This is a genomic window from Mangrovimonas cancribranchiae (genome assembly GCF_037126245.1).
GTDB classification, from domain to species: Bacteria; Bacteroidota; Bacteroidia; order Flavobacteriales; family Flavobacteriaceae; genus Mangrovimonas; species Mangrovimonas cancribranchiae.
In genome coordinates this window covers 2192939-2218838 of sequence record NZ_CP136925.1, presented here as the reverse complement: position 1 = coordinate 2218838, position 25900 = coordinate 2192939, and the positions used below count along the sequence as shown (strand labels likewise).

Sequence of the window (25900 nt, the reverse complement as noted above, 5' to 3'; positions counted from 1 at the left end):
TTATTGGAATAAAATAAGGTGGTTAAAGTAACTGTAAGAGTTATAACAAGAGAGGTTTGCCCCAAATTTTCTACTCATTATTGGGAAAGCCATAAAGGAGACAACTATTTATGAACATGGGCTTTTAAAAAAGAATGAACATAATGTTGAAAAATACATATTGATAAAATGGCAAGATTATATAGAAAAATGAATTATATTTACAGATAAGTTTTATTGTTTAACTACAACTCCAAACTGCATACGAAAGTGCATACGATTTTGGAAAATCAGTGAGAGTAAAATACTGAAAAACAGTAGGTTTGCGTTTTTGGGTTTCAAACTCATAACCCGAAGGTCACTGGTTCGAGTCCAGTTCCCGCTACAAAGGCCTAAGGCCAGTAAAATCAAAGGGTTGTGTTCTCACAATCCTTTTTTTTATGTCTTCAGTTTTAAGTTTTATATTGCAGGTACATGATTCAGTACATGATTTTACTATGAAACCCAACTACAACGAACCTAAAATTTACACTGGTGGTGTAGATGTAACTCGCTGGTCTAAACTTACTTCAAAAGAGAAAAAAGCAGCTCTTAAAAAGGACTGGTATGTCTATTATTCTTTCCGAAATCCTAAAACGGGTTATCTGGAACAACAAAAACGGATTAAGGCATCAGCTAATCGTTTTTCTACTAAAAGACATAGACTTAAAATACTAAAACCTATACAACGACAACTCTTAAATGTTTTGGACGCTGGTTATAACCCTTACAAAGAAGATAATTCTCATGTTAAAAGGAGGCTTATGGGGGAACCAGAAACAATAAAGGTAGAGCAGGCACCTAAGGAGCCTCTAAAGAATCATGTAAATCATGATAAAAGTCTTACCAATATTCCTGATGAGAATATAATATCTTTAGAAGAAGCAAAAGATTTAGTGCTAAAGACAAAGAAAAAGGTGCTTAACGAAAACTCCTATCCAAAGTATAAGAGTCGCATTAACCAATTTTATAGATGGTTGTATGATAAAGGTTTTAAGAAGCATGATAGTGTTATGGTTTTAGACAAAAAAGTTGTAATACAATATTTAAACGATGTATTACAAAAGACAAGTGCACGAAATAGAAATAACACAAGAATAGACTTAAGCTCCTTTATCGAAACACTAATAGATAATGATGTATTACAGGCAAATTTTGTAAAAAAGATAAATAAGTTAAAATCCGTCTCCTAAAAGGAATAAAACATACAACTCTGAACAACTTAGAAATATAAAGGCGTATATGAAGGAAAATGATGAAATACTCTCATTATTTGTAGACTTCGTTTCTTATGGATTCTTAAGACCAATAGAGGTATGTCGTTTAAAGGTAAAAGACCTTAACTTAAAAGATAAGAAAATGCAAGTGCAGGCTAAGAACAAGCTTGTTAAAGAGAAAATTATACCACAAATATTAATTGACAAACTACCCGATTTGTCAAAGTTTTCAAAGGAAGCCGACTTATTTACTCCAGAAAGTATTGGAGGAGAATGGAGGGTTAGTGAAGCAAGTAAAAGAGATTATTTTACAAAACGCTTTAAAAAGGTAAAAGACCATTTTAACTTAAATAAAGATTATGGCTTATATAGTTTTAGACACACTACAATAACAGAATTATATAAAGAGATTTCAAAGGAAGCTAACATGACACCGTATGCTGTCAAGAGTAAATTGATGCTTATAACAGGACACTCTACAATGAAAGCTTTAGAACAATACTTGAGAGACATAGACGCAGAGTTACCGCAAGACTTCTCACATTTTTTACAAGAGTAAATATTTTTATTAAATAATTGTGTTACTACATTTTAGAGGAATTGTATAATGTAAAGAGTATCCATTTTTTTGGATACTTTTTTTATTATAGAAGGATTCCAATAGGTGTTTATAAGAGAAAACTATTAAGATATTTTCTCTTTAGTTTTTGACGTGACTGAATAATTATACTCCAATTAATTAAAGAAGTTTTGAATTTAGTTTACACTAAAGCTAACAAAAGCCAACAAAAGCTAACAAAACCCAATAAAACCCTAACAAAGCCAGTCACCAACTATGAAGTGTTTTATAGTTTTGCTTTATAAACAAAAATGAAATTTATATAAAAAAGGATTTAACATCCGTATTGAGGATGATCTACGTCAAGTTCTTATTGAAAGGGCAGAAAGAACCAATAAAACAGTTTCTAAATATGTCAGAGATTTGCTATGGGATACACATTTCATAATAATATAAATATGGAAGAAAGAAAGATAATTCAGAACGGAAGCAGGAAGCTTGTAAATAATGATATTGATTTTCTGCAAGGAAAACTAAATAATCAAGAAAGTAACAATGGTTATCTTCATGTTAGACCTGTGAATCAATGGATAGAAGAGGCAAAATATAGATTTGTACCTAAGATGTTGTTCGATAAGCTTTGGTCTGAAGGAAAGTTAACATTAGCTGTTCAAATAGCCTCTAGATTAAAAATTAGCGAAGGCATAGTTGGAAATACATTAAAGCGTTTAAGCTAGTTTATGGATGCTTCAGTAGTATATGATGTAGCTATGGCACTTCCTCATGAGGAACGTGTAAGGCTATATAATATGCTAAAATCTGAAGTTGTTCCACAAGCTCCCCAGAAAAAAGCAACTATTAGTACTCTAAAGTTTTCTGATGATGAAGCTTTAGAATATCTAATAGAAAAGTTTAAAATTTAGCGAATACATGATTAGGTAGTCTAGCCTAGAAAAACGCTCTTTTATTTAAGTATAAATTTTCTTACATTTATAAACTTTCCCCCTTTAATAGATATTTTATGACTCAATTTTTAGAGTTGTAAGGCAAGAATCATAGTTAAGAAAAAAGGCGACATAAAATGCCGCCTTAAATGTTTTCACAACGGAATAATCCTTATTGTGAATTGCTTATATGATAAACTGTAAAGTAAAAATGAAATATTTGGATAATTTTAAAAAAATAACGACTACCTAGGCAGTCGTTTAGAATTTTCTGTGGCTTTTAAGCCTTGTTGTGAATTGTCTTTCAGTGACACTAAATTAAGAAAAAAATATAATATGGCAAAATTGGGTTTAGATTTAGGAAGCTCTTCATTAGGTTGGGCAATTAGAAATGGAGATGAAATTACTAAAAAAGGAGTGATTACATTTTCTTCGGGAATGGTTAAGGGGCAAGGTGGATATAGCTCGCCTACAAGAGACAGAAGAGAAGCACGCTCTAAACGAAATCTTATTAGAGCTAGAAAATACAGAAAATGGAAGTTGCTTGAAATTCTATGTGAAGGTAGTGAATATGTACCTTTAAATATTCTACAGTTAGAAACTTGGAGCAAGTACAAGAAAGGGCAAGTAAGAAAGTTTCCTGAAGATGAAAAATTTTTAAGCTGGTTGGCCTGTGATTTTTCTTATCAAGGAGGGAAAAAGTATAAAAATCCTTACGAATTGAGAGTGAATGCGTTAGAAGAGCCATTGACCAAGCATGAATTTGGAAGAGTTTTGTACCATCTTGTTCAAAGAAGAGGGTATAAGGATATTGGGGAATCCGATAAAGAGACCGAAACTCAAATTAAAAGAAGAGGTGAAAGTGGGTTTCAAAAAGCACTTGATAATAACCGAACCATTGCCGAAGCCTTAAAAAACGAATTTTTAGACAAGGGTATAAGAGCACGAAATGAATACCCTTACAGAGAGGAATACCAAAACGAACTTGAATTAATTTGTAAGGCACAAGGGTATAACGTTTCCAGAGATGGCAAATATGGCTATCACGACCAATTTGTACTGAGCCTGTGGAAAGCCATTATTTGGCAACGTCCTTTACGTTCGCAGAAAGGCACCATTGGAAGATGTACATTAGAACCCTCAAAATTAAGATGCTCTGTCTCTCATCCAATTTTTGAGATATCAAGAGCTTGGCAATTCATAAATACCATAAAGTATTATGATAAAAATGATGAAAAACAAAGTTTGTCCCAAGATTTAAGAGAGTTGCTTTTTAATGATGTTTTTATAAAAAAGGACAATTTTAAGTTTGAAGATATAAGAAGATATTTAGACAAAAAACTTAAGCAAAAAGCAAAATACAACTATCCTTTGAGTAAAAAAACTGGAAAGTACGAAACAAGTGTTTCAGGTATGCCTTTTTGCAACGGGATAATCAAAATATTAGGAGAGTTAGTTTATGATTCTCTAATGAATATTGAAAATTACCATATGGGCAATGCACCAAAAATTATAAAAGGTTATTCCATTTTGGATATTTGGCATGCCATTTTTGATTTTGACGAAGAATACCTAGAAAGTTTTGCAATTGAGAAACTTAACATTGAAAATGTTACCGTAAAGCGCAATAAGAAAGAAGTGTCTTTATCACCATTAGTTATTCTAAAAAACAAGCTAACTGTTGGTTATAGCGACCTAAGCTTAAAGGCGCTAAAGAAAATCATTCCGTTTTTAAAGCAAGGTTATTTGTATAATGACGCGGTTATGTTGGCTAAGCTTCCGGAATTAATGGAGAATGAATGGGAACATCAAAAAGAAACCATCCTAAAACTGGCTAAAAGCAGTCGTGAGTTTTATAACTGGCATAAAATGATTGTTGGAATTACCAATAATTTAATTGATGCTTATAAAGGAGAGGTGGAAGACTGGAGGGAAACTGGAAAACCAGTAAGAGCATGGAAAGATTTTGAGTACCTACTCACCGAGGATGATAAAAGGGACATAATTAATGCTTGTGTGGGTTATTTTGGTAAAACTTCTTGGGATAAAAGAGAAGATAAAGAAACCATTATCAGTGAAGTAGGGAAGGAATACCAAGAATTTTTCTTCGATTCTAAAAGGGCATATCGAGAAGTGTCTACATTGACTAGTTTGTTCAGTGAAGCACTATCAAAACAGGGCATAAACTTAAACGGAGAATTATACCACCATTCCAACAGAAAAAATATATATGGCACTAAGGTAACTGACAAAAATACTGGTAAAGATATACTGCCTATACCGTTGATTGACAGTATAAAAAACCCAATGTTTAATAAATCTATGAGCATTTTAAGACGTTTGGTTAATGAGCTTATTCTAAAAGGGGAAATAGATGAAGATACTGAAATAGTGGTTGAAGTGGCAAGAGAACTGAATGACAATAATAAGAGAGCAGCTATTGAACGTTATCAAAATGAACGACGAAAAAAACGGGAAAAAATAAGGAATTTCTTAGAAGAGTTTAAGGTTAAGGAAAACAAATCATTTAATGTTGAAGAGCGTATTCGTGATTTTGAATTGTGGTGTGAACAATCCTTTGAAGAGACTTTTGATGAATCAGGAAAGAAAATTATCAACAAGAAAAACAGCGAAATTTTAAGCGAAAAAAAAGCTATTAGACGATATGAATTATGGATGGAGCAAAAAGGGCAATGTATGTACACAGGAAAAATGATTTCCATTTCGCAATTGTTTTCAAATGAGATTGATGTGGAACACACTATTCCAAGAAGCCTGTTGCCAGACAATACCATGGCTAACCTTACGGTTTGCTATGCTAAATACAATAGAGACGATAAAGGAAAATTAATGCCTTTCTTTTGCAAAAATTATGAAGAAGATCTAGCGGGTATTGGTACAGCCATAAAACCACGCTTAAGGGAATGGGAAAAAACTAGGGATAATTATAAGTCCTTATTCGAAAGCAGGCTAAAGTCCACTGGAAACGAAGATGAGGCTAAAAAGAACAAACGTATCCAAGAAAAACATTACTTCAGGATGCATTATGAGTACTGGAAGGATAAAGTAGAGCGATTTACAACTGATGAGGTAAAAGATAGTTGGGCAAGAAGACAATTGGTAGATACGCAAATGGTAAGTAAGTATGCACGAGAGTTTTTAAAGACATATTTTAAAAAAGTAGCGGTACAAAAAGGGGAGGTGACTGCTCAGTTTAGAAAAATATATGGTTTTCAGGAAACCGATAAGATAAAAAGCAGGAATAAGCATTCACACCATGCTATTGATGCTGCTGTGCTTACACTTATACCAGTGAACAGTAGCCGAAGGGATGCCTTGTTGGATAAAATGTATAAGATGGAAGAAAGAGAAGGTAAGCAATTTACCACCAAACCTTTCGATTCATTTAACTCACAAGAATTAATAAATGTCATTGAAAACCAGACGCTTATTGTTAATTATGAAAAGGATAAAATCTTACAGCAGACTGTAAAAAAAGTAAGAAAGCGTGGCAAATTACAGTATGTGAAAGACAAATATGGAAATTTTGTGACAGATGAAAAAGGAGAAAGACTCATAAAAAAATCACAAGGTGATACTGTTAGAAGTACTTTGTACAAGCAAACATTTATAGGGAAGATAAGAGATGTAGAACGTTATCCCGACGGACAACCAATTCGTAAAAACGGAGATTGGAAATACAAAACAGGTGAAGATGAATTTATGTTTACCGAACGTAAACCATTAAAAGATGTGCTGTCTAAAGTGGATGATATTATAGACCCTGTCATTAGGGAAATAATAAGAACTCAAAAAAGTCAAGCAACAGACCCTCAAGGTAATAAAATAAGACATGTTAGAGTAAAATCAAAAGCAGGGCAAGTTGTAAAGCAACGTGTCAATTACCGTTCGGAACATGAGCATAAGAACTATTATTATTCAGCAGCAGGTTCAATTCCTTATGCTGTAATGCTTCAAAAAAACACAAATGATAAGATTGAGCGTAAAATGATTCCAGTAGCTTCTTTTGAAGTAGCAAAAGTGTTTAAGTTATATAAAAAGTTTACACCAGAACTGTATATGGAAATGTTTCATCCAAATTTAAATAACTATCCAGACATTAAATTGTTAAAAGTAGGGCAAAAAGTTTTGGTTTTAAATAGTGACAGGGAATACGAACAAAGAAAAAATTTAGAGTTCCAAAAAAATAGGTTGTATCGTATAACCCAATTCAAATATGATGGTAGTAAAATTATGCTACAATATCATTTAGAAGCTCAGTCAAAATCAGACATTGATGTGCAGATTAAATCAATAAAAGATGAAATAGTTAAAAAAAGTGAAATAGAACAAGGTATTCCATTGATAACCGAAGATAACGGTATTGAAAACTCGGTAGATAGAAAAAAGGATTATCAAAAACGAGTTGACGACTTTTCATCAAGATTAAAAAGGATTGAACAGAAAACAGGAAAGGCTTTTGTGAAAGAACTGAAAACTAAAATTGGACAATATAAAACAGAATCCTCTTCAATAGTTATTGAAGGACAAACACCAATTTTAGGATTAAGTAAAAAAAACTGGAATTTCCTTTATGAAAATTATGACTTTGAGGTTTCAATATTGGGTGATTTAATTTGGCTTAGTAAATGATAAAACGCACCCTGTTTTTTGGTAATCCCGCTTATTTAAGCACTAAAAATGAACAATTGGTGGTTAACTTTCCAGACGATGATGAAAAAGAAGTCACCACGCCAATAGAAGATTTGGGTTATGTGGTGTTGGAACATCCACAGATTACGCTTACCAATGGGGTGTTGATGAAATTGGTACAGAACAAAACTGCCGTAATTACTTGCGATAAACAACATTTGCCTTGCAGTTTTTTACAACCTTTGGTTGGTCATAGTGAGCAAACGGAGCGGATGCGTTACCAGCTTAATGCGAGTATTCCACTTAAAAAGCAGCTTTGGCAGCAAACGGTAGTAGCAAAAATTGATAATCAGGCTAACCATTTTTTGCTTCGAGAAAAAAACGCTTTACGTTTAAAACGTTATGCAAAGGGCGTAAAAAGTGGCGATTTAGGAAATCAAGAGGCTTTGGCGGCAGCGTTTTATTTCCAAAATTTGTTTGCTATCGATGGGTTTAGTCGCAATCAAAAAGGCGTTGCACCTAATAATTTATTGAATTATGGGTATGCTATTTTGCGAGCGGTAACAGCACGTGCTTTGGTGAGTAGTGGGTTGTTGCCTTCGGTGGGCATTTTCCATCATAACAAATACAACGCCTTTTGTTTGGCTGATGATGTGATGGAGCCTTATAGACCTTTTGTGGATATGTTGGTGTATGATATTGTAGAAAGTGGGTGTAATATCGAAGAGCTAAATACCAACATCAAGTCTGAATTATTGATGATTCCTGCCATGGATGTGGTAATTGATGGCAAGCGAAGCCCATTAATGAATGCTATGAGCCGAACCACGTCTAGTTTGTATGAGTGTTTTGAAGGCAGTAGACGTAAAATCCTGTATCCAGAGCTTAATTATTATTAAAAGTTTTTTATAGGCTAAAAATGAAACTAATATATGGCATCGTACTTAACCCGTCTAAACCAATATAGGAGTATGTGGGTACTTGTGTTTTTTGATCTTCCAACGGAAACTTTAACTGAGCGTAAAGTAGCCACCCGTTTTCGAAAAGGGTTATTAGATGATGGCTTTAGTATGTTTCAGTTTAGTATTTATACACGATTTTGTCCTAGTAGAGAAAATGCTTCGGTGCATATAAAACGTACCAAAAGTGCGTTGCCCAAAAAAGGGAAAGTTTGCATCATGCAGATAACTGACAAACAGTTCGGGATGATGGAGCTATTCCATGGTCAAAAAGAAGCCGATTTGGAGCCACCTTCGCAGCAATTGGAATTATTTTAGAAATTAAAATTTAGGACAGACTTAATTAAAATCCAAATTATCACCTTAAATTTAATTATTCTAAATGTGTTTGTAAAAAACAGGATACCAGTGTTTTAAGAAAGGTATCCTGTGACTTGTCTACTAAGTTAGTAATCTGAAAGCAATTCACAACAACACCTGTTAAAATGTCGGTTTCTGATATCCTGTGACTTGTCTACTAAGTTAGTAATCTGAAAGCAATTCACAACATACTCATAATAAGCATCACCTATAATAACCCTGTGACTTGTCTACTAAGTTAGTAATCTGAAAGCAATTCACAACAGCTTACCCATTCTCTTTAGCTCTTCACTACCTGTGACTTGTCTACTAAGTTAGTAATCTGAAAGCAATTCACAACGTTAGCATGGTGTTCACCCAGAACTGTAGCCTGTGACTTGTCTACTAAGTTAGTAATCTGAAAGCAATTCACAACTTATTGCAGCAATAGAATAAGTCGTACAACCTGTGACTTGTCTACTAAGTTAGTAATCTGAAAGCAATTCACAACGTAAGTCCTAACAAACCGCTATCAAACTTCCTGTGACTTGTCTACTAAGTTAGTAATCTGAAAGCAATTCACAACCACAAAAGGCTAAAACAGTATTAACAGAATCCTGTGACTTGTCTACTAAGTTAGTAATCTGAAAGCAATTCACAACGAAGAAATATTACAATTCAATTTGCTTTATCCTGTGACTTGTCTACTAAGTTAGTAATCTGAAAGCAATTCACAACGTATAGATGATTTTATAAAAACCGATCTAACCTGTGACTTGTCTACTAAGTTAGTAATCTGAAAGCAATTCACAACGAATTATTTAAAAAGCCTATGTTTTGGCTTCCTGTGACTTGTCTACTAAGTTAGTAATCTGAAAGCAATTCACAACTATTTAGCAATACCAATTGTTTTAATAGTTCCTGTGACTTGTCTACTAAGTTAGTAATCTGAAAGCAATTCACAACTTTACTGAAGCTTCTACGAACCTATCTAACCTGTGACTTGTCTACTAAGTTAGTAATCTGAAAGCAATTCACAACTTAATACGCTTTACGTTGGCTGGTAATTGACCTGTGACTTGTCTACTAAGTTAGTAATCTGAAAGCAATTCACAACAGCTGTCGCTTATTCCTACATTGTTTTCCCCCTGTGACTTGTCTACTAAGTTAGTAATCTGAAAGCAATTCACAACATTAGTTCAGCTCTTTTGCGAACTTTTTCACCTGTGACTTGTCTACTAAGTTAGTAATCTGAAAGCAATTCACAACTAATTCGTCTAATTTCAGCACTTGAATTTGCCTGTGACTTGTCTACTAAGTTAGTAATCTGAAAGCAATTCACAACTAGTTTTAATCTTACCGATGTTAGCGCCTTCCTGTGACTTGTCTACTAAGTTAGTAATCTGAAAGCAATTCACAACCTCTTTAGTTGCTTGGTTTTCCAAAACACACCTGTGACTTGTCTACTAAGTTAGTAATCTGAAAGCAATTCACAACGTAAAACATAATCATTTGAATTTTCCTGCTCCTGTGACTTGTCTACTAAGTTAGTAATCTGAAAGCAATTCACAACTTTTATTAATTTACCTGTATAATCGGTAGGCCTGTGACTTGTCTACTAAGTTAGTAATCTGAAAGCAATTCACAACCTAAAGCTTCTTTTTGCTCATCGGTAAGTACCTGTGACTTGTCTACTAAGTTAGTAATCTGAAAGCAATTCACAACTTAATCGTTCTTTTATACCTTCTATACTTTCCTGTGACTTGTCTACTAAGTTAGTAATCTGAAAGCAATTCACAACTTATTTCCCCAATGGCCTTTGGTTGGATTGCCTGTGACTTGTCTACTAAGTTAGTAATCTGAAAGCAATTCACAACAGAAAACATACCGTTAACAAATGTGTTTACCCTGTGACTTGTCTACTAAGTTAGTAATCTGAAAGCAATTCACAACTCATTAACTTACTTTCATGGCCATATAATTCCTGTGACTTGTCTACTAAGTTAGTAATCTGAAAGCAATTCACAACTAAACTAAATCGTACTAAGCTAAACGATCACCTGTGACTTGTCTACTAAGTTAGTAATCTGAAAGCAATTCACAACACAGCCAGTGGGCGGCCGCTCCGTGCTCCGCCTGTGACTTGTCTACTAAGTTAGTAATCTGAAAGCAATTCACAACTGGCGTTCAATTGATAATAGTTGGTTTTATCCTGTGACTTGTCTACTAAGTTAGTAATCTGAAAGCAATTCACAACCCATATTTACCATAAAGTATTAAACGCTAACCTGTGACTTGTCTACTAAGTTAGTAATCTGAAAGCAATTCACAACTCCTCTGCATCTTCATTTTGCCTAACGGCTCCTGTGACTTGTCTACTAAGTTAGTAATCTGAAAGCAATTCACAACGGAGAATATATAGGAGTAAATCTAGAGGCACCTGTGACTTGTCTACTAAGTTAGTAATCTGAAAGCAATTCACAACTTTATCCCAACCGTTTTTACCCGATACATACCTGTGACTTGTCTACTAAGTTAGTAATCTGAAAGCAATTCACAACTGTAACAGTTAACGGGGGCATTACGGAAAACCTGTGACTTGTCTACTAAGTTAGTAATCTGAAAGCAATTCACAACAAGTTTGACGGTGCTACCTTTGTTTTAGACCTGTGACTTGTCTACTAAGTTAGTAATCTGAAAGCAATTCACAACAGTAAAGAAGCAATACTTTTGGCAATGGCGCCTGTGACTTGTCTACTAAGTTAGTAATCTGAAAGCAATTCACAACGCCCACTATAAATTCTTAGTAAAAAACAATCCTGTGACTTGTCTACTAAGTTAGTAATCTGAAAGCAATTCACAACCTATTCATAACACCAATTAACTCACCTTGTCCTGTGACTTGTCTACTAAGTTAGTAATCTGAAAGCAATTCACAACTAAGTGTCGCTAACTTGGTTATACTTGTATCCTGTGACTTGTCTACTAAGTTAGTAATCTGAAAGCAATTCACAACTTAAGTCACGATATCAGTAGTTGGCAACAATATTCGAACGAAACGCAAAACAAATGAGAAACATAATACTTCTGACTATAATATTGAATTTCACACCTCAATTGAAAGCGCAAAATTATGATTTACCACCAAATCCGAAAGCTGGAAAATGTTACGAAAGATGCTTTGATTATGAAAAGAAATTTGAATGGAAAGAAGTTGATTGCGAAAAAATAAAGGCGGAAAGAAATAAAGAAAAAACCAAAGAGGAACTTATAAAAATTGAGCAGAAAAAGCTGAAAATGGAAAAGTACCAAGAGAAATTAAAAGAACTTGGATATGAAGTTGATATAACTGGAATAGCTGACAATAAAACAATTAATGCTCATCACAAATATTTGAAAAAAAAGAAAAAAGACGAGAAACGGAAACGAAAAGCTGAAAAAAGAAAAGCAAAATCGGAATAAAATACTGTTGCCAACAACGTGTATAATTCATTGCTTCTGATTTTCCTTGCGGAAAATCCTCGCGCTGAATTATCGCCTTTGTTTTTTTACTAAATTAGTACCTGAAACACGCAACGAAATCATACACAAGACCGTTGTGCACAATATCCGAAAAGAACGTAAATGAACGTGACGGAATTAGATTTAAATTTATGGAATATGACCAAATTGACTAAAATACTTTTATCAATTCCTTCAATTGTCGGAATAGTTTATCTGATTACTTTCTGGAGTATCGACTTTTTTAAGTGGATAACAAATAATATTATCGGATTTGAATATCAAGCACCAATTGTAAACGGTTTGATTTTAATTCAAATTGCATATTTGATTTATAGACTTTGGAATTTTAAAAATATTGATAAAGACAAAAAAACTATGTGGACAGTTCTACTCGTGATTTTTAATTCTGTTACGAGTCTGATTTATATTTGGAAAAAGGACAATGAATTTGAACAACTGAATAAAAATACTGTGCACAACAATGTATAACCGCAATTACGGCGGATTCGACTACGTCCGAATCCACTCGGAATTGCTAACGTCAGTTCTTAACCGAAAATCATTATCTTTAATCCCGTAACTGACGGTTATACGAGACCGTTGTGTTTCATGCTAAAAGAATACATAAGAAAAATGGAATACACTTGGACAAAACAACTTACCAGAATATAAAAGCTATTAAAATTGGACTATTTTACTGTATTAGGGTTTAGCTTTTTTGGTATTGGAAGCTTTTTATCATTATTCTTTATTCTAAGAAAGGGTTTAAATGATGGTGGGTATTTATTTCTCTATTTTCTGCTGTTTTTACTTTCTTATGAGTTGTTTTATAAAACACTTATACATAGTGAGGTGATTTATAGTTTTCCTGCCTTATATATAAGTGGTAGATTCTTTAATCTTCTGGTTTATCCTGTCTTTTTGTTCTTTGTGCTTTCTATCACGAGACCCAATTTTCGACTGAGCGTCAAACATTGGATACTGATAAGTACAATAATCGCTTTCATCTTGATCAATTATTTACCTTCACTAAGCTTAAGTATAGATCAAAAGCTTGAGAATCTCCATCTATTTTACAAAGATACCAGACCTGGACCTTTTAACTATTGGAAGAATTGGCAAACCTTGTTGAAGGGAACAATTATTCCACTTGTATTTGTGAGTTTGACCGCCTTTGAGTTTTACCGTTTCACAAAAGATAACCATAGCAGACCTAAAAAGATACTCTTGTACATCCTGCTTACAGTGATTTCATTCTTTTTCTTATTTACTGTGTTTTCAAACCTTATTTACAAAAGGCTCGAAATGGCATCTGGCTGGTCTATGATTGAGTGGCCTGTTGATATCTTTTTTCTCTCAGGTGTAATCGCTTTACTTTCTATCATAGCGCTTCTTGTCAATAGTGGTGTTGCTTTCTTACCTCCATCAAAATATGCTTCTAGTTCTTTAAATAAGAACAGTTATGATGAAATGCTTTCAGAAATTTCTCGAGTTATAAGAGAGAAGCAATTATACAAGCAATTTGACTTTAATTTGCAACTCCTTTCCGATGAACTTAATTCCAACTCGAGTTATATCTCACAAACCATTAATCACGGATTAGGTATACGATTTAATGATTACATCAATCAATTCAGAGTAGAGGAAGCAAAGCTTCAACTCCGATCCCCTGAAAATAAGCATATAACCATTGAAGCTATTTCAGAACTGTGCGGATTTAAGTCAAAATCAACTTTCTTCCGAGCTTTCAAAAAAGAAACAGGCCTCACCCCCAAACAATTTGTACAAGACAGTAAAAAGGGTTCTAATTGATAAATTGAAACTTCATTAACTGCTGAAACAACTCTTAAAAGGAAGATAAAACATCATTTTTGTAATCGAACAGTAAATATTACAAAGATGAAATTAAGATGTTTTTTATGGCTTCTTTTAACGAGCTTTTTCCCTGGAGTTTACAGTGGCAGTATTGCTCAGGAAAAAAGTAATGACCTGCATACTTTCTATTATTCAACCGTTGAATTTGTAGAAACACCATTATCCTCCATTAAAGGAAGTGTCCCTTTAAATAAAGAAGAGGCGATGAAACGAAACCATTACAGGTTTTCATATAACGAAAAGCACCAATTGGTATCTGTTTCTTTCTTTAACGGGAAAACACCCAGAGGCCCCAATCATACGGCCAGTTTGTTTACGCTTGCACATTTTATGAAATTCGAGTATAGAGAGGAATCGGAGACGATTTCTTTCTTCAATACACAAGGTGAACCAGACGAAGTACTTGGCAACTGTAGTCTTTTCGTGTATACCTATAATGACTTGGGTTTCAGAAACAGACTTTATTTTTTGAATAAAAACAATCAGCGAATAACAAATAGTTGGGGAATTTATGAGTATCAATGGGAATACCTTGATGATGGAAGCATAATTGAAAATCGATACGATGAGCAAGGTAATCAAGTTTCGATTCGCCCGGGTTTTGAATTTTACCGCCTAAGATTATACTTCAACCCATCTGGGCATATAGCATTAATGCAAAACATTGATGAGAATGGAAATCTGGTAGAAAATAGTTCCGGAGCCTCTCAAGACAGAATAACCACTAATTCCCAAGGCAATTTTTTGGAATGGAACGTCCTCAACAACAATAATGAACTAGAAAACGGGAACGGTCCTAATGTGGCTATAGGTAAACAAGAATTTAATGTATACGGTTACGAAGTAGCTCTTGAACATCAGGACGAAAAAAGTCAGGTAATGGCCAGCGCTTATGGTATTTACATGAGCAAGACAAAATTTGATCCGTTCGGGAATATTCAAGAGCGTACTTTTTATAACGCGGAAGGAAATCCAGCTAAACACAATAATGCCGGTTATCACAAACTTTCTCTGACATGGGATGAGCAAGGCAACAAAAGGAAAAGCCTGAGGTATTTTGATGTAGTTGGCAACCCTTGCATACATGCAACCAGAGGTTATCATGGTGTTCGTTATGATTATGATGATCAAGGAAGAATTTCAAGAATTAGCTATCTCTCAACTTCAGATGAGTTGACCAATCGTAAGGATAATGGTCGTGCTTATTCAGTTTATAAATATGGTAAGGACGATGGTGAAATACAAGTTGTTCATTTTGACACATCTAATTCGGAATTAAAGCAATGAAAAGAATAGTAATATTTATCATCCTTCCCCTGTTTATCGTTCTGAGAACATCTGCTCAATTCAGTAAGGAAATATACAGTCAGATAGATCAATGTGTTACGGAATATTATGGGGATAAAAAGTTTAACGGTTCGGTTTTGGTGGCAAAAAAGGGAGAAATTCTTTATAAGAATGGTTTTGGATATGCTTCTGTGGACAAGAAAACCAAAAACAACGAGTCTACGGGATTCTTAATAGGTTCGGCTACAAAATCATTTACGGCCATTGCCGTTATGCAATGTCTAGAACAAGGGTTACTAAATCTCCATACCCCTGTGCGAAACTATATACCAGAACTTACTGGAGAAGCAGGTGAGCTTACACTTCATTATTTGATGAAAAATTCTTCGGGTCTTCCAGTTCACCTAAACCGTATTACAGAATTGGAATACAGAGACATAAGTAGCAAAGAGCTAATTGAATTATACAATACCATAGAATTATCATCTAAACCCGGTGCTAAGTATGATTATTCAAACCTCAATTATCAGCTATGTGCCATGGTAGTTGAAAGAGTATCTGGACTATCTTACATAGAATATATGAATCAATTCATTTTTACACCTCTTGAAATGAATCAGTCCGGAATTCAAAGAACAAATGACCTTATAGCACACAGGGCAACAGGATATGAAATTGAAGAAGGTAAATTATCTCCTTCCCCAAAAAACCATTTGGCTTATGCCATGGGAGGTGGTGACATTTATTCGACTGTGCTAGACCTATTAAAATGGGATCAGGGTCTTTATGGCAATGACTTACTCAATCAAGAAAGCTTGGATTTACTCTTTGATGGCTCTCCAGGTCAGTATGGAGGTTATGGTTATGGGTTTAAAATCAAACCATATAAAAGAAATAGTGAAGCTGAAGGAAAATTAGTGAGACACGGTGGGTCCATGTATGGCTTTATTTGTAATATTCATCGTTATATAGATGATCAAGTGACAATTATTATTCTAGGCAATGTCCGGCCCTATCCAGTTATGGAGATCACTGAAAAAATTGAGAAAATATTGTTAGATAATTCTTGTTTTCGGTAGTTATTTAAAGCACGAAAACACAACACTGTATAAAAGCAATAGCTGTTCATGTGCAAACTCGAACCGTTTTGCATTTAATTAAGTATCTTAATGCCCGAAAAGTAAGTGCAGGTAATCCGCTACTGCTCTTATATGAGACCGTTAGCAACAACCTGTGAATCATCTACTAAAGTAGTAATCTGAAAGCAATTCACAACTCTAATTGGTTAAAATTACGTGTTTCTTTCCCTGTGAATCATCTACTAAAGTAGTAATCTGAAAGCAATTCACAACAACTAAATAAGGTTTTATAACGGTTTTCGGTAAGTTCTACACTAAATAAAATCCAAGTTTTTTATACGATATACTCCAAATCTCATCGAGGGTAACTGTAATTCTCATCGAGGGTAAGCTTAATTCTCACCGAGGGTAACTGTAATTTTCATCGAGGGTAATGACTTCGTATGTAGTCAATTTATAGTCAAATTGACTACACTATTAGTCAAAAGCAACATGTTTTAATTTGGTAAAATAGTTTTTCGCCTTCGAACTTTATTTATGGGTAAATTTATTTAATCCTCCCACTTATAACATCTATATAACCACTTATTACTTAGGTTTTATTTAGAGTGACTTTTGTAATTCATATTTGCGTAAAATATCTAAATATGAAAGTTTTAAAACCCTTTTCAGGGCTATTTATAATAACAGTGTTTTTATCTTGTTCTACCGAAGATATCAAGGCTAATAAAGTAGTAATCTGAAAGTAATTCACAAAGAGGAGAAGTTTAGGGTGATGCATCTACTTCCTGTGAAGTATCCATAAGATTAAGGAACAGAAAACACTTGTAGATAGATATAATACCTGTAGAGATGATACATTCAGAAGTGAAGTCTATGAGGAAATAGCTGACCAGCTAACAGATTTAATAATGGAAGTTAGAAAGGGTTTTTAGCTGGTGATGAATTGGGTATCAGTTTTGAGGAAAAAGCATTTTATGACATTCTTAAAGAGCTTTGTGTCAAGTATGATTTTGCATACCCAGAAGATAAACTAATAGAGCTTTCAAAGGCTGTTAAGGTCTTGGTTGATTCGCAAGCCCAATATCCTGATTGGAGCAAACGTGACGATATTAAGGCAGCTTTTAAAGTGGGACTAATTTTATTGCTTGATGAACATGGTTATCCTCTTGTTGAGCGTGATGAAGTCTACAAGGATATATTTGAACAGGCGGAGAATTTTAAGAGGAATAATAGATAGTTTATGTTTCGTTTAAAACAGCCATTAATCTCTGATTAAGATATAGTTTTTCTTTACCAACCTTATCAGAAATTAAAAACCCAGCTTCTTCTAATTCCATTAGATAATTACCTACAGTTTTTGGTGTACCTAATTTGGCATCAATTAAAAATTGTCGTTTTGTATATGGTAATCTAAATAGTATTTCTACAAGCTCTTTAGTATATACTTTAGGTAATGTTTCTTTAATCTCTGTAGTCATTTGCTTCATTAATGCAGTAACATTCTTTAAACGCTCTAATCCCTTATTAGCTGTATATTCTACCATTTCAAGCATATAAAGTATCCACGATTCCCAATCGTTGTTTTCGGTTACCTCTCGTAATTTAGCATAATAATCTGCTTTATTTTTAATAATGTATTCACTTAAAAAAATGGCAGGTGTGTCCAACAGTTTTTCAAGTTTTAGATATAGTAATAATAATATACGACCTGTTCTGCCATTACCATCATTAAAAGGGTGTATGGCTTCAAATTGATAGTGCATTAATGCCATTTTAATCAAAGGATCAATAGCATCTTCAGTATTTATAAAAGCTTCAAGATTAGCTAATTTTTCTCTTATAACGGCTTCGCCTGTTGGAGGTGTATAGATAGTTTCTCCTTTGGCATTTTTTAAAGCCGTCCCTGGAGTTGTTCTAATGCCTGCCGTATTCTTTTTAATGCTTTGTACAATTTCAACACATAAATTTGTGGTTATAAATGGACGCTTATCAATTTCTTGTAAACCATTCCAAAGAGCTTCTTTATAGCTTATAACTTCTTTAGTTGCTGGATTATCAAATTTTTTATCGGCAACAATAGACTTATATAAATCATCATTCGTAGTAATTATATTTTCTATTTCAGAACTGGCTTTAGCTTCTTGTAAATGAATCGTATCTAAAAATAATGTTGGGTTGGGCAAATTAGTCAACATACCATTGAGCTGTGCTAATGCTCTACTGGCATCAATAGTTTTGCGTAATACTTTAGTGGTTTCTAGAGACGTTTTTGGTGGTAGTAGCGGTAAACTATTATAGGGTATATTTCTATTAAAATCTGTCATATTCAACAAGGGTAAAAATTACTTACGTCATCTAAACGAAGGTAAATATAGTTAAAAATTACTCTCGTTTAATATGCGAGGGTAAATTTTTCCACTATGGGGTTTTAATTAATAGATTGTAAAATCTCATAAAAAGTGTTGTTTTTTCTCATTTGTTAATAGTAAATTTTATCATTTGATTATTTAATTTAGTGAAACCCTAAAGTAATAGTAATGACAAATAATAAGCTGACTCAAGAGCTAAAGGAATGTTTACAATGGGGTAAGGAGAAAGCTGATTGGTGTGCTCCATTAATCGAGAAGGAGGATGAGTTGTTTGATGAAGTGGGTAGAGATACTTTAGAAGTAAGCAAACAATATTGGTAGAAAAACACTATCTTTGTTATAGAAATTAATATTAATCAGAGTACATAATTCGGTACACGATTTTAATGCGAGAAGACCAAAAATGGGGTCAAAATCGGGGAAAATTTCAAACTCATAACCCGAAGGTCACTGGTTCGAGTCCAGTTCCCGCTACTAATGACAAAGTCATGTATACAAACGGTTTGGTGTTGCCAAACCGTTTTTTTATGCGTAATTTTAACGCCCTAATAGAAATTGAATACGAAAGTGCATACGAAAATGCATACGATTTGTCATTGAAGAAGAAATTTTCCACACCAAAAATCTACACAGCAAACAACGATTTATCAAAGCGTTGGTATGTGTATTTTTCCTATCGTCATCCCGAGACAGGAAAGCTCAAAAGGCAAACACCTATTTATGGCGAAGCCAATAAATACAAAACTAAAGAAGAGCGATTAGCAGTCTTGACCATTTTGCGCCAAGTATTAAATAAATTGTTGCGTCAAGGATACAGTCCTTATGAGGATAATACAGCGCTTTATAATAAACAACAGGCGAAGCAACACCCGTTGCAACAAGAACCAAAAACGCCGCAACCACCGCAACCGCAAAAACACCCGCAAGAAGAAACTACCGCGGCATTACAACAAACTAAAGCGCAACACCCCATAAAACAAGGCAACGCACCCTTAACCAATGGCGCCGCCGCTACTAAAAAACATGCGGCGGCGGAAGCACCGCAAGGGGTAAGTTTAGAAAAGGCCTTTGATTTTGACGCCAAGATAAAAGAACAAACTTTACAAGCGAGTAGTTTACGGTCTTACGGAAGTCATATCCGCATTTTTAAAAAATGGTTAAAAACAAAGAAAAAGAATATTACCCATATTAAGCAAGTAGAGAAGTCTGTCGTATCAGAGTTTTTACTTCATATTATGACCGAAAGCTCACCGAGAAATAGAAATAACTATCGCGCTAGTTTAAGTAGTTTCTTTTCTACACTAGAAGAACATGAACTAGTGAGAGAGAACATGGTCAAAAAAATAAAAGTCCTTAAAACCACCGCCACAAGAAATAAAACCTATACCGTAAAACAACAACAAGATATTTTTAATCACTTAGAAAAACACGATCCCACCTTGTTGTTGTTTATTAAGTTTGTGTCCTATAATTTTTTGCGGCCTATAGAAGTTTGCCGCTTAAAAGTAGAAGATATTGACGCCAAAACCCGCACCTTAAGTTTTAAAGCCAAAAATAGCCCGCTAAAAACAAAAATTATTCCAGAGATTTTATGGAATGATTTACCCGACTTATCAAAACTTAAGAAAACGGATTATCTATTTACACCAAAAGGAGTAGGAGGGGAATGGCCTGTCGCATTAGACAACAAACGCAACTATTTTTCCAAACGCTTTAAAAAGGTAGTAAAAAATAAATTCAATTTAGGTAAAGATCACACCATGTATAGTTTTAGACATACCTACATAACCAAACTGTACCGCGCTTTAGTAGAAGACTCTTCGCCGCATGCCGCAAAAAGTAAACTAATGCAAATTACAGGACATAGTTCTATGACCGCTTTAGAGAAATACCTGCGGGATATAGATGCAGAATTACCAGAGGACTATTCAGAATTAATCAAAAATTAGATGCAAGCAAACGATAGCCTAGAAGATATTATTAAAGGGGCGTTTATAAATATGACGAAAGCGTTCATTTTTTATGTGCCAGAGCGTTTAATCACCCTGTTGAAGTTAACGGATAATAAAGAAGTTCAAAAGATGATTAATAAGGTCTATGTAATAGATAGTGAAGGCTATTTTGTAGACCCTAATGAAAAAGCAACTATGATTAGTATGCAAAAGCGAACGATTCTTAACGAAGCCATTTTTAACTTATATGCTTTAAAGGACAAATACACTAAAGAACAGTTTGACTATATTGTAGAAAAGTATAGCGACCAAGTAGATGCATTTCTGTTCCTTACAGAATGGATGAACACGCATGTTGCGCAAGAGGTTGCAAATCTAACCAAAGACCAGCAATCAGCTTTTGAATGGCAATACCAAACACACCAAAAGCATAAAGACGAATTTGCGGCTAAGTTTCAAGTACAAACAGCCTTTGCAAAACATTTAGATGTAACAAGTGAAAAGACTAAAGCCGTAATAAAGAACTTTAAGAGTTTAGTACCTAACTTAAATCAACCAACAACACCTCAAACAACAGCCCCAAAACCCCAAACAGAGTCAAGTACAACACCGCCACCAAAACAAGGAAACAAACGCATAGAGAAGAAACAGCGCCTAAAACAACTTAAAGCGACTACAAAAGACACCGCAGAAAACTTTCTTTTAGAGACTGTTTTTAACTTGAAAATAGCTAAAAAATGCTAATTTTGCGTAAAACGAACGTAAATTTGACGTATAATGTCTGGAAATAAATTTTATATCTGCGGGTTTTGTTATGAGGAATATGTGCCTACAAGACGCGGCGCTCAAAAATACTGTAGTGATACTTGCCGTTCCAAAGCCTATCACCATAGAAAAAAGGCGCAACACCAAGAGCAAACAGAAAAGTCGCCAACATCCTTTGAAGATATAACACCTCAAAAAGAACAGCAAGTCGCCGTAGAAAAAATGAGTTTTGCGGGAGTAGGAAATGCTGCTGCGGGACAAGTATTAGCAGATGGCGTTAAAACATTTTTAACTAAAAAAGAAAATAGACCCGCAACCAAAAAGGATATTAATACAATGGTTTCTAAAATAAAGGGCAGATACCATTTAATAACAAACATGTCACCAAAGCCTAACGGTCAAAGACCATATTATGATATGGAAAGAAAAGAGGTTGTTTATAGGTGGACTAAATAGAAGCGGTACTCACTTTTATTTTAGAAAGCATTTGTTAAGCATTCATTCTAAAGTTTTCTAATAGCTCTATTTATATAATTTAAATTTTTAATTAAAGTATGTGCGTAGCCGCCATTATCTCTAGGTGATAAGTTTTTAGATTTTTTATAAAACACTACAGCATTTTGTTTAAAATCAAAAATTATAGTTTTAAGCTGTAATTTACTAATTGGTGTTGTATAAGGAGAAGAGCCACTTCTAGTTTCAACTAAAAAAAACATTCCGTAGCGGTTATCTGTAGCGGTACTAATTTCCTTCAAATTATGTGGTAAATCAGAGTCTGTATAGTTCTTGTTTTTAGATTTAAATAACGTAACTAACTCGTTTTTATCAGTTGCTGATAGATTAGCATTGTATTTTTCTTTTACGTTATACTGCTTTTTTTTTACTTTTCATCACCGAATCTATAGCAATCACAGAAATTTCTTCGAAACGCTCATATAGCTTATTTGGTTTATTAGGGTATTTATGAACAAATATAGGATCATAGTATGTGAAGTTACCTATGTTTTCTTGCTTGTCAGATTTTTTAGTTTGGGCATTAGTTGAAAATGATATTGCTAAACTTAATGTGTTTGACTTCAGCAAAAAGTGAACTTTTAGAGGTGAAAATTTAAGAGAGATATTTCTTAAATTAATAACCTTTAAAATTATCTATTATGGCAAAAAAACAAAGTGCCAGTTCGTTAATCAGTGAACTTAAAAGAAAAACAAGAAAAGTATATAGTTCTGAGGATAAGATCAGGATTGTAATTGAAGGTATGCGTGGTGAAATATCTATAGCAGAATTATGTCGTCATGAAGGTATTGCTCAAGCTAATTATTATAAATGGAGCAAAGACTTTATGGAAGCAGGTAAAAAGCGTTTAAATGGTGATACTATGCGAGAAGCGAATACGTCAGAAGTTCTGGCTCTAAAACAAGAGAACCAAGATCTAAAGGAGTTTGTGGCAGAACTGTCTTTAGAAAACAGAAAGTTGAAAAAAAACTTAAATGGAGACACCTAAAAAGAAAACGGTATATGCATTACAGTCAAGCAGAGAAAATGGATATCATCCGTTTAGTAGAACAATCAGACCTAGGTGTTATCAGGACTTTACGGGAGTTAAAAATAAATAAGACCACTTTTTATAATTGGTACAATGCCTACTTGGAAAATGGATTTCAAGGCCTCGCCAGAAAGCAAAACAAGCGTTGTGGCGGTTGGAATAAAATTAATCAAGCCGACAGGGACACCGTAGTAGAAATGGCTATAGAAAAACCTGAGTCTTCTCCTCGTCAGTTAGCTTGGGATATTACTGATAATTACAATTATTACATCAGTGAGTCCAGTGTGTACCGTATTTTGAAAGAAAATGGTATGATTACCACACCAGCCTTCAGAATTATGAGTGCCTCAGACGAGTTTCACGATAAAACAACAGCTCCTAATCAACTATGGCAGACAGATTTTACCTATTTTAAGATATATGGCTGGGGTTGGTACTATCTATCAACTATTTTAGACGATTACAGTCGGTATATTGTAACTTGGAAACTGTGCTCCAGTATGAAGGCTGAAGATGTTACTGCAACTCTAGATGACGCCTTAGCTAAAGCAGATCTTAAAAATAGTAACCCTCCAAAGTTATTATCAGATAATGGTTCCTGCTACATTGCACACGATTTAGCAAGCTATCTCGATCATAAAGGCATGGAGCATACTCGTGGTAGACCACTTCATCCTCAAACTCAAGGAAAGATTGAACGCTATCACCGTTCTATGAAAAATGTTATAAAACTTGATAATTATTTTCCCCCTGGACAATTAGAAGCTAAATTAGAAGAATTTGTCCAGTTCTATAATTACCAAAGGTATCATGAATCTATAAATAATCTATTGCCTGCTGATATGTATTATGGAAGGGCTCAATGAAAACTAAAGCAACGTGATTTAATTAAATCAAAAACTTTAAAGGCTAGAAAAAAACAATATCAAAATTTAATATTAAATTAGACCCAACACTCTCTTATTTTTTAGCTCAAAAAGTTCAATTTCGACTGAAGACTTACAATATGGGTTTGCTTGGGGAATATGAATATGATATAACTAAGATTAGTGAAATTACAAACATAGTTCTTTTTGGGGGCAATGGTAGTGAATCACCAGAATCGGTAAGAATAGGTAGAGAAATAATTAAAACAATCTCAGAAGAAGATGCAAGAATGAGATTGTTAATACAAGAAACTTCGGAATTTTTAGAAAAATCAATGTATGATTTAAATAATATTGAAAATGAAGACAATGACAGCAATAAAAACTAATATAATTATTGTATTGTTAATTTTATCAAGTTCCTTTTCATGTATGAAGGATAAAACCAAATCAGAAGTCTTGGGAATTTGGAATTTAATCCATATTTATAAAAACGGAAAAGATTTACTTGAAAATGATGCTCCAAAAAAAGTTTACCGCTTTAGAAACTTGTATATTGAGAGTAGAAAAATTGACCAACTAACTATGGAAATAGGGAAAGAGGATATTTATGCTGATTTTGAAATCGAAGCTGATATATTACGTTTAAGTAGAAGCACTGAAAAGATGTATGAAGGCAGTTACTCAATTAAAATTAAAGATACTGTTTCTGAATTTTTTGATTTTGAGGTTACATCTTTAACCCTATCCCATTTAGAAAAAGATTTAATCATCTATGCAATTATTCCAAAGAAAAGCCCCGCTCGCACTAGTTTATAACTAGTGCCATACCGATTAAGCGATTAAGCGGTACAGGAATAAATACAAAAAGCTTTTGCAGTTATGTAAAGGCTTTTCTTAAAATATTTTACTTTTATAAAAGTAAAAACGTTCTTATAAATAATCAAAAGATGCATATCCTTTCGGTATGCTTATGCCTAACAGGCACGGAAGTGTAGATTCTTACAGGTATGGCTTCCAAGGTCAAGAGAAAGATGACGAGATAAAAGGCGAAGGTAATAGCATAAACTATAAGTTCAGGATGCACGACCCTAGGGTTGGGAGGTTTTTATCTTTAGATCCTCTTGCTCCACAATATCCACATAATTCCCCATATGCTTTTAGCGAGAATAGAGTTATAGATGGTATTGAGTTGGAAGGTTTAGAATTTTTGGATGTCAATGAGTCTAGGGTTTCTACTAGTTATGGAGCTATTCATATCAAATTAGGAAATGTGAATGAATCAACTAGACACAGTCTTGGAGAAGCGGTTTATAGTAAATGGAATGGAGAATATCTTGGTGTAGTATATAAAACATTTTTATCTCTTTTTAGTATAGATTTTGAAGACCCTAAACTGGATAAGCGTTTTAGTTTATTTGAAAAGAATGCAACTAAGAAAACATTTGAAGGTTCAAACCCAGGCTCTAAGCCCATTGATCACAGACATCTAAAGAAAGATGGTACCCCGAAACAAAGTTCAAAAAGAATTATAGGTGGAGGAATAAATCCTGGTAAAGCAAAAGGTGGGGGGATTGCGGTCTTAGTAGTTGAAGGACTTGGCCTTTTTTATAACCTAAGAGCTGGACATGATGATAAGCTAATCATGGAGCATCATGAGTTGCTAACTGATAAGGTTTTACCTGCTGTTCAGAAGGCTCTAAATTCTAAAAAGGATTATATTCCTGATAATTTAAGAGATGATTTGAGTATAAGCTTGATTGCAAATGTTGTGCTCTATGGAGGGGATAAAATACAACATCCTGATTTGTATTCAGATGAAATTATAGAAGCTGGATTAAAAATATATAATGAATTAACCGAGAGAGGACGTAAATTAAAAAAAATCAAAAAAGATATTAAAGAAAATGGGATTAAAAAGGAAACTCAAAGAAAGCGCATTGATAATACGAAAGTAGATAAATAAA

23 protein-coding genes, 1 pseudogene and 1 CRISPR repeat array are annotated in these 25900 nt (G+C 33.9%); of the genes and pseudogenes, 21 read left to right on the top strand and 3 right to left on the bottom strand.

The genetic code is table 11. From position 1 onward, the window contains the following. Window positions 1–419 precede the first annotated feature (419 nt). The 13 genes from R3L15_RS10295 (at window position 420) to R3L15_RS10235 (ending at window position 17674) form a co-directional block, all read left to right on the top strand. On the top strand, window positions 420–1211 hold the full coding sequence (locus tag R3L15_RS10295; RefSeq protein ID WP_338731527.1) for a hypothetical protein: 792 nt from the start codon (window positions 420–422) through the stop codon (window positions 1209–1211). 49 nt (window positions 1212–1260) lie between these two features. Further along, window positions 1261–1794, top strand: coding sequence for a tyrosine-type recombinase/integrase (locus R3L15_RS10290; RefSeq protein ID WP_338731526.1), 534 nt, complete (start codon window positions 1261–1263; stop codon window positions 1792–1794). A 458-nt stretch (window positions 1795–2252) separates the two neighbouring features. Further along, entirely contained in the window at window positions 2253–2531 is a 279-nt protein-coding gene (locus R3L15_RS10285; RefSeq protein ID WP_338731525.1) for a hypothetical protein, read from the top strand. Window positions 2532–2534: 3 nt separating this feature from the next. Next, complete coding sequence (locus R3L15_RS10280) at window positions 2535–2717, top strand: hypothetical protein (protein ID WP_338731524.1); 183 nt, start codon at window positions 2535–2537, stop codon at window positions 2715–2717. Window positions 2718–3074: 357 nt separating this feature from the next. Beyond that, the gene (gene cas9, locus R3L15_RS10275) at window positions 3075–7391 is read left to right on the top strand and encodes a type II CRISPR RNA-guided endonuclease Cas9 (protein ID WP_338731523.1); all 4317 of its coding nucleotides are present in this window, start codon (window positions 3075–3077) and stop codon (window positions 7389–7391) included. Then, window positions 7388–8290 (top strand): type II CRISPR-associated endonuclease Cas1, encoded by a 903-nt coding sequence (gene cas1 / locus R3L15_RS10270; protein WP_338731522.1) that lies wholly within the window; start codon window positions 7388–7390, stop codon window positions 8288–8290. Before cas9 ends, cas1 begins: the two co-directional genes overlap by 4 nt. 72 nt (window positions 8291–8362) lie before the next feature. Next, window positions 8363–8668 carry a CRISPR-associated endonuclease Cas2 gene (cas2, locus tag R3L15_RS10265; protein WP_338731521.1) on the top strand — a complete coding sequence of 102 codons (306 nt, stop codon included), beginning with the start codon at window positions 8363–8365 and terminating at the stop codon, window positions 8666–8668. A gap of 108 nt (window positions 8669–8776) precedes the next feature. Beyond that, window positions 8777–11705: a CRISPR direct-repeat array (repeat unit 46 nt; unit sequence CCTGTGACTTGTCTACTAAGTTAGTAATCTGAAAGCAATTCACAAC). A gap of 53 nt (window positions 11706–11758) precedes the next feature. Beyond that, complete coding sequence (locus tag R3L15_RS10260) at window positions 11759–12151, top strand: hypothetical protein (RefSeq protein ID WP_338731520.1); 393 nt, start codon at window positions 11759–11761, stop codon at window positions 12149–12151. 162 nt (window positions 12152–12313) lie between these two features. After that, a complete protein-coding gene (locus R3L15_RS10255; RefSeq protein WP_338731518.1) occupies window positions 12314–12682 on the top strand; it encodes a hypothetical protein in 369 nt (122 codons plus the stop codon). Between the two features lie 195 nt (window positions 12683–12877). Then, window positions 12878–14005 (top strand): AraC family transcriptional regulator, encoded by a 1128-nt coding sequence (locus R3L15_RS10250; protein WP_338731517.1) that lies wholly within the window; start codon window positions 12878–12880, stop codon window positions 14003–14005. Between the two features lie 87 nt (window positions 14006–14092). Beyond that, window positions 14093–15355, top strand: a complete 1263-nt coding sequence (locus R3L15_RS10245; protein WP_338731516.1) for a hypothetical protein — start codon at window positions 14093–14095, stop codon at window positions 15353–15355. Next, complete coding sequence (locus tag R3L15_RS10240; protein ID WP_338731514.1) at window positions 15352–16434, top strand: serine hydrolase domain-containing protein; 1083 nt, start codon at window positions 15352–15354, stop codon at window positions 16432–16434. The genes R3L15_RS10245 and R3L15_RS10240 overlap by 4 nt, the downstream gene beginning before the upstream one ends. Window positions 16435–17380: 946 nt before the next feature. Next, window positions 17381–17674 carry a type I restriction enzyme endonuclease domain-containing protein gene (locus R3L15_RS10235; protein ID WP_338731513.1) on the top strand — a complete coding sequence of 98 codons (294 nt, stop codon included), beginning with the start codon at window positions 17381–17383 and terminating at the stop codon, window positions 17672–17674. A 1-nt stretch (window position 17675) separates the two neighbouring features. Here the strand turns inward: R3L15_RS10235 and R3L15_RS10230 are convergent, their stop codons facing one another. Then, window positions 17676–18761 (bottom strand): Fic/DOC family N-terminal domain-containing protein, encoded by a 1086-nt coding sequence (locus R3L15_RS10230; RefSeq protein WP_338731511.1) that lies wholly within the window; start codon window positions 18759–18761, stop codon window positions 17676–17678. A gap of 213 nt (window positions 18762–18974) precedes the next feature. Here R3L15_RS10230 and R3L15_RS10225 point away from each other — a divergent pair, with 213 nt between their 5' ends. From R3L15_RS10225 to R3L15_RS10210, 4 genes are all read left to right on the top strand, one after another. Next, window positions 18975–19127: a hypothetical protein gene (locus tag R3L15_RS10225; RefSeq protein ID WP_338731510.1), complete on the top strand. Its 153-nt coding sequence runs from the start codon at window positions 18975–18977 to the stop codon at window positions 19125–19127. 206 nt (window positions 19128–19333) lie between these two features. Continuing rightward, a complete protein-coding gene (locus R3L15_RS10220; RefSeq protein WP_338731509.1) occupies window positions 19334–20755 on the top strand; it encodes a site-specific integrase in 1422 nt (473 codons plus the stop codon). Beyond that, window positions 20756–21502, top strand: a complete 747-nt coding sequence (locus R3L15_RS10215) for a hypothetical protein (protein WP_338731507.1) — start codon at window positions 20756–20758, stop codon at window positions 21500–21502. Between the two features lie 33 nt (window positions 21503–21535). Further along, on the top strand, window positions 21536–21979 hold the full coding sequence (locus R3L15_RS10210) for a hypothetical protein (protein WP_338731506.1): 444 nt from the start codon (window positions 21536–21538) through the stop codon (window positions 21977–21979). A 47-nt stretch (window positions 21980–22026) separates the two neighbouring features. Here the strand turns inward: R3L15_RS10210 and R3L15_RS10205 are convergent, their stop codons facing one another. Together R3L15_RS10205 and R3L15_RS10200 are read right to left on the bottom strand one after the other, a co-directional pair. Next, a complete protein-coding gene (locus R3L15_RS10205) occupies window positions 22027–22278 on the bottom strand; it encodes a hypothetical protein (RefSeq protein WP_338731505.1) in 252 nt (83 codons plus the stop codon). Window positions 22279–22387: 109 nt separating this feature from the next. Beyond that, window positions 22388–22606, bottom strand: a complete 219-nt coding sequence (locus R3L15_RS10200) for a hypothetical protein (RefSeq protein ID WP_338731504.1) — start codon at window positions 22604–22606, stop codon at window positions 22388–22390. Window positions 22607–22677: 71 nt separating this feature from the next. Here R3L15_RS10200 and R3L15_RS10195 point away from each other — a divergent pair. The 4 genes and pseudogenes from R3L15_RS10195 to R3L15_RS10180 all read left to right on the top strand — a co-directional run bounded on the left by R3L15_RS10195 (window position 22678) and on the right by R3L15_RS10180 (window position 25899). After that, window positions 22678–24014, top strand: a pseudogene (locus tag R3L15_RS10195) (IS3 family transposase). Between the two features lie 59 nt (window positions 24015–24073). Beyond that, window positions 24074–24322 carry a hypothetical protein gene (locus R3L15_RS10190; RefSeq protein WP_338731503.1) on the top strand — a complete coding sequence of 83 codons (249 nt, stop codon included), beginning with the start codon at window positions 24074–24076 and terminating at the stop codon, window positions 24320–24322. Next, window positions 24303–24752, top strand: a complete 450-nt coding sequence (locus tag R3L15_RS10185; RefSeq protein WP_338731502.1) for a hypothetical protein — start codon at window positions 24303–24305, stop codon at window positions 24750–24752. The genes R3L15_RS10190 and R3L15_RS10185 overlap by 20 nt, the downstream gene beginning before the upstream one ends. A gap of 148 nt (window positions 24753–24900) precedes the next feature. Next, window positions 24901–25899: an RHS repeat-associated core domain-containing protein gene (locus tag R3L15_RS10180; protein ID WP_338731501.1), complete on the top strand. Its 999-nt coding sequence runs from the start codon at window positions 24901–24903 to the stop codon at window positions 25897–25899. Window position 25900: the final 1 nt, after the last annotated feature.

Coding starts and splice junctions, on each gene's coding strand:
- R3L15_RS10245 (WP_338731516.1), top strand. CDS start 14,093: ATGAAATTAAGATGTTTTTTATGGCTTCTTTTAACGAGCTTTTTCCCT.
- R3L15_RS10210 (WP_338731506.1), top strand. CDS start 21,536: ATGTCTGGAAATAAATTTTATATCTGCGGGTTTTGTTATGAGGAATAT.
- R3L15_RS10180 (WP_338731501.1), top strand. CDS start 24,901: ATGCTTATGCCTAACAGGCACGGAAGTGTAGATTCTTACAGGTATGGC.
- cas1 (WP_338731522.1), top strand. CDS start 7,388: ATGATAAAACGCACCCTGTTTTTTGGTAATCCCGCTTATTTAAGCACT.
- R3L15_RS10280 (WP_338731524.1), top strand. CDS start 2,535: ATGGATGCTTCAGTAGTATATGATGTAGCTATGGCACTTCCTCATGAG.
- R3L15_RS10215 (WP_338731507.1), top strand. CDS start 20,756: ATGCAAGCAAACGATAGCCTAGAAGATATTATTAAAGGGGCGTTTATA.
- R3L15_RS10260 (WP_338731520.1), top strand. CDS start 11,759: ATGAGAAACATAATACTTCTGACTATAATATTGAATTTCACACCTCAA.
- R3L15_RS10240 (WP_338731514.1), top strand. CDS start 15,352: ATGAAAAGAATAGTAATATTTATCATCCTTCCCCTGTTTATCGTTCTG.
- R3L15_RS10225 (WP_338731510.1), top strand. CDS start 18,975: ATGACAAATAATAAGCTGACTCAAGAGCTAAAGGAATGTTTACAATGG.
- R3L15_RS10285 (WP_338731525.1), top strand. CDS start 2,253: ATGGAAGAAAGAAAGATAATTCAGAACGGAAGCAGGAAGCTTGTAAAT.
- cas9 (WP_338731523.1), top strand. CDS start 3,075: ATGGCAAAATTGGGTTTAGATTTAGGAAGCTCTTCATTAGGTTGGGCA.
- R3L15_RS10295 (WP_338731527.1), top strand. CDS start 420: ATGTCTTCAGTTTTAAGTTTTATATTGCAGGTACATGATTCAGTACAT.
- R3L15_RS10255 (WP_338731518.1), top strand. CDS start 12,314: ATGAACGTGACGGAATTAGATTTAAATTTATGGAATATGACCAAATTG.
- R3L15_RS10290 (WP_338731526.1), top strand. CDS start 1,261: ATGAAGGAAAATGATGAAATACTCTCATTATTTGTAGACTTCGTTTCT.
- cas2 (WP_338731521.1), top strand. CDS start 8,363: ATGTGGGTACTTGTGTTTTTTGATCTTCCAACGGAAACTTTAACTGAG.
- R3L15_RS10185 (WP_338731502.1), top strand. CDS start 24,303: ATGACAGCAATAAAAACTAATATAATTATTGTATTGTTAATTTTATCA.
- R3L15_RS10190 (WP_338731503.1), top strand. CDS start 24,074: ATGGGTTTGCTTGGGGAATATGAATATGATATAACTAAGATTAGTGAA.
- R3L15_RS10230 (WP_338731511.1), bottom strand. CDS start 18,761: ATGACAGATTTTAATAGAAATATACCCTATAATAGTTTACCGCTACTA.
- R3L15_RS10220 (WP_338731509.1), top strand. CDS start 19,334: ATGCGTAATTTTAACGCCCTAATAGAAATTGAATACGAAAGTGCATAC.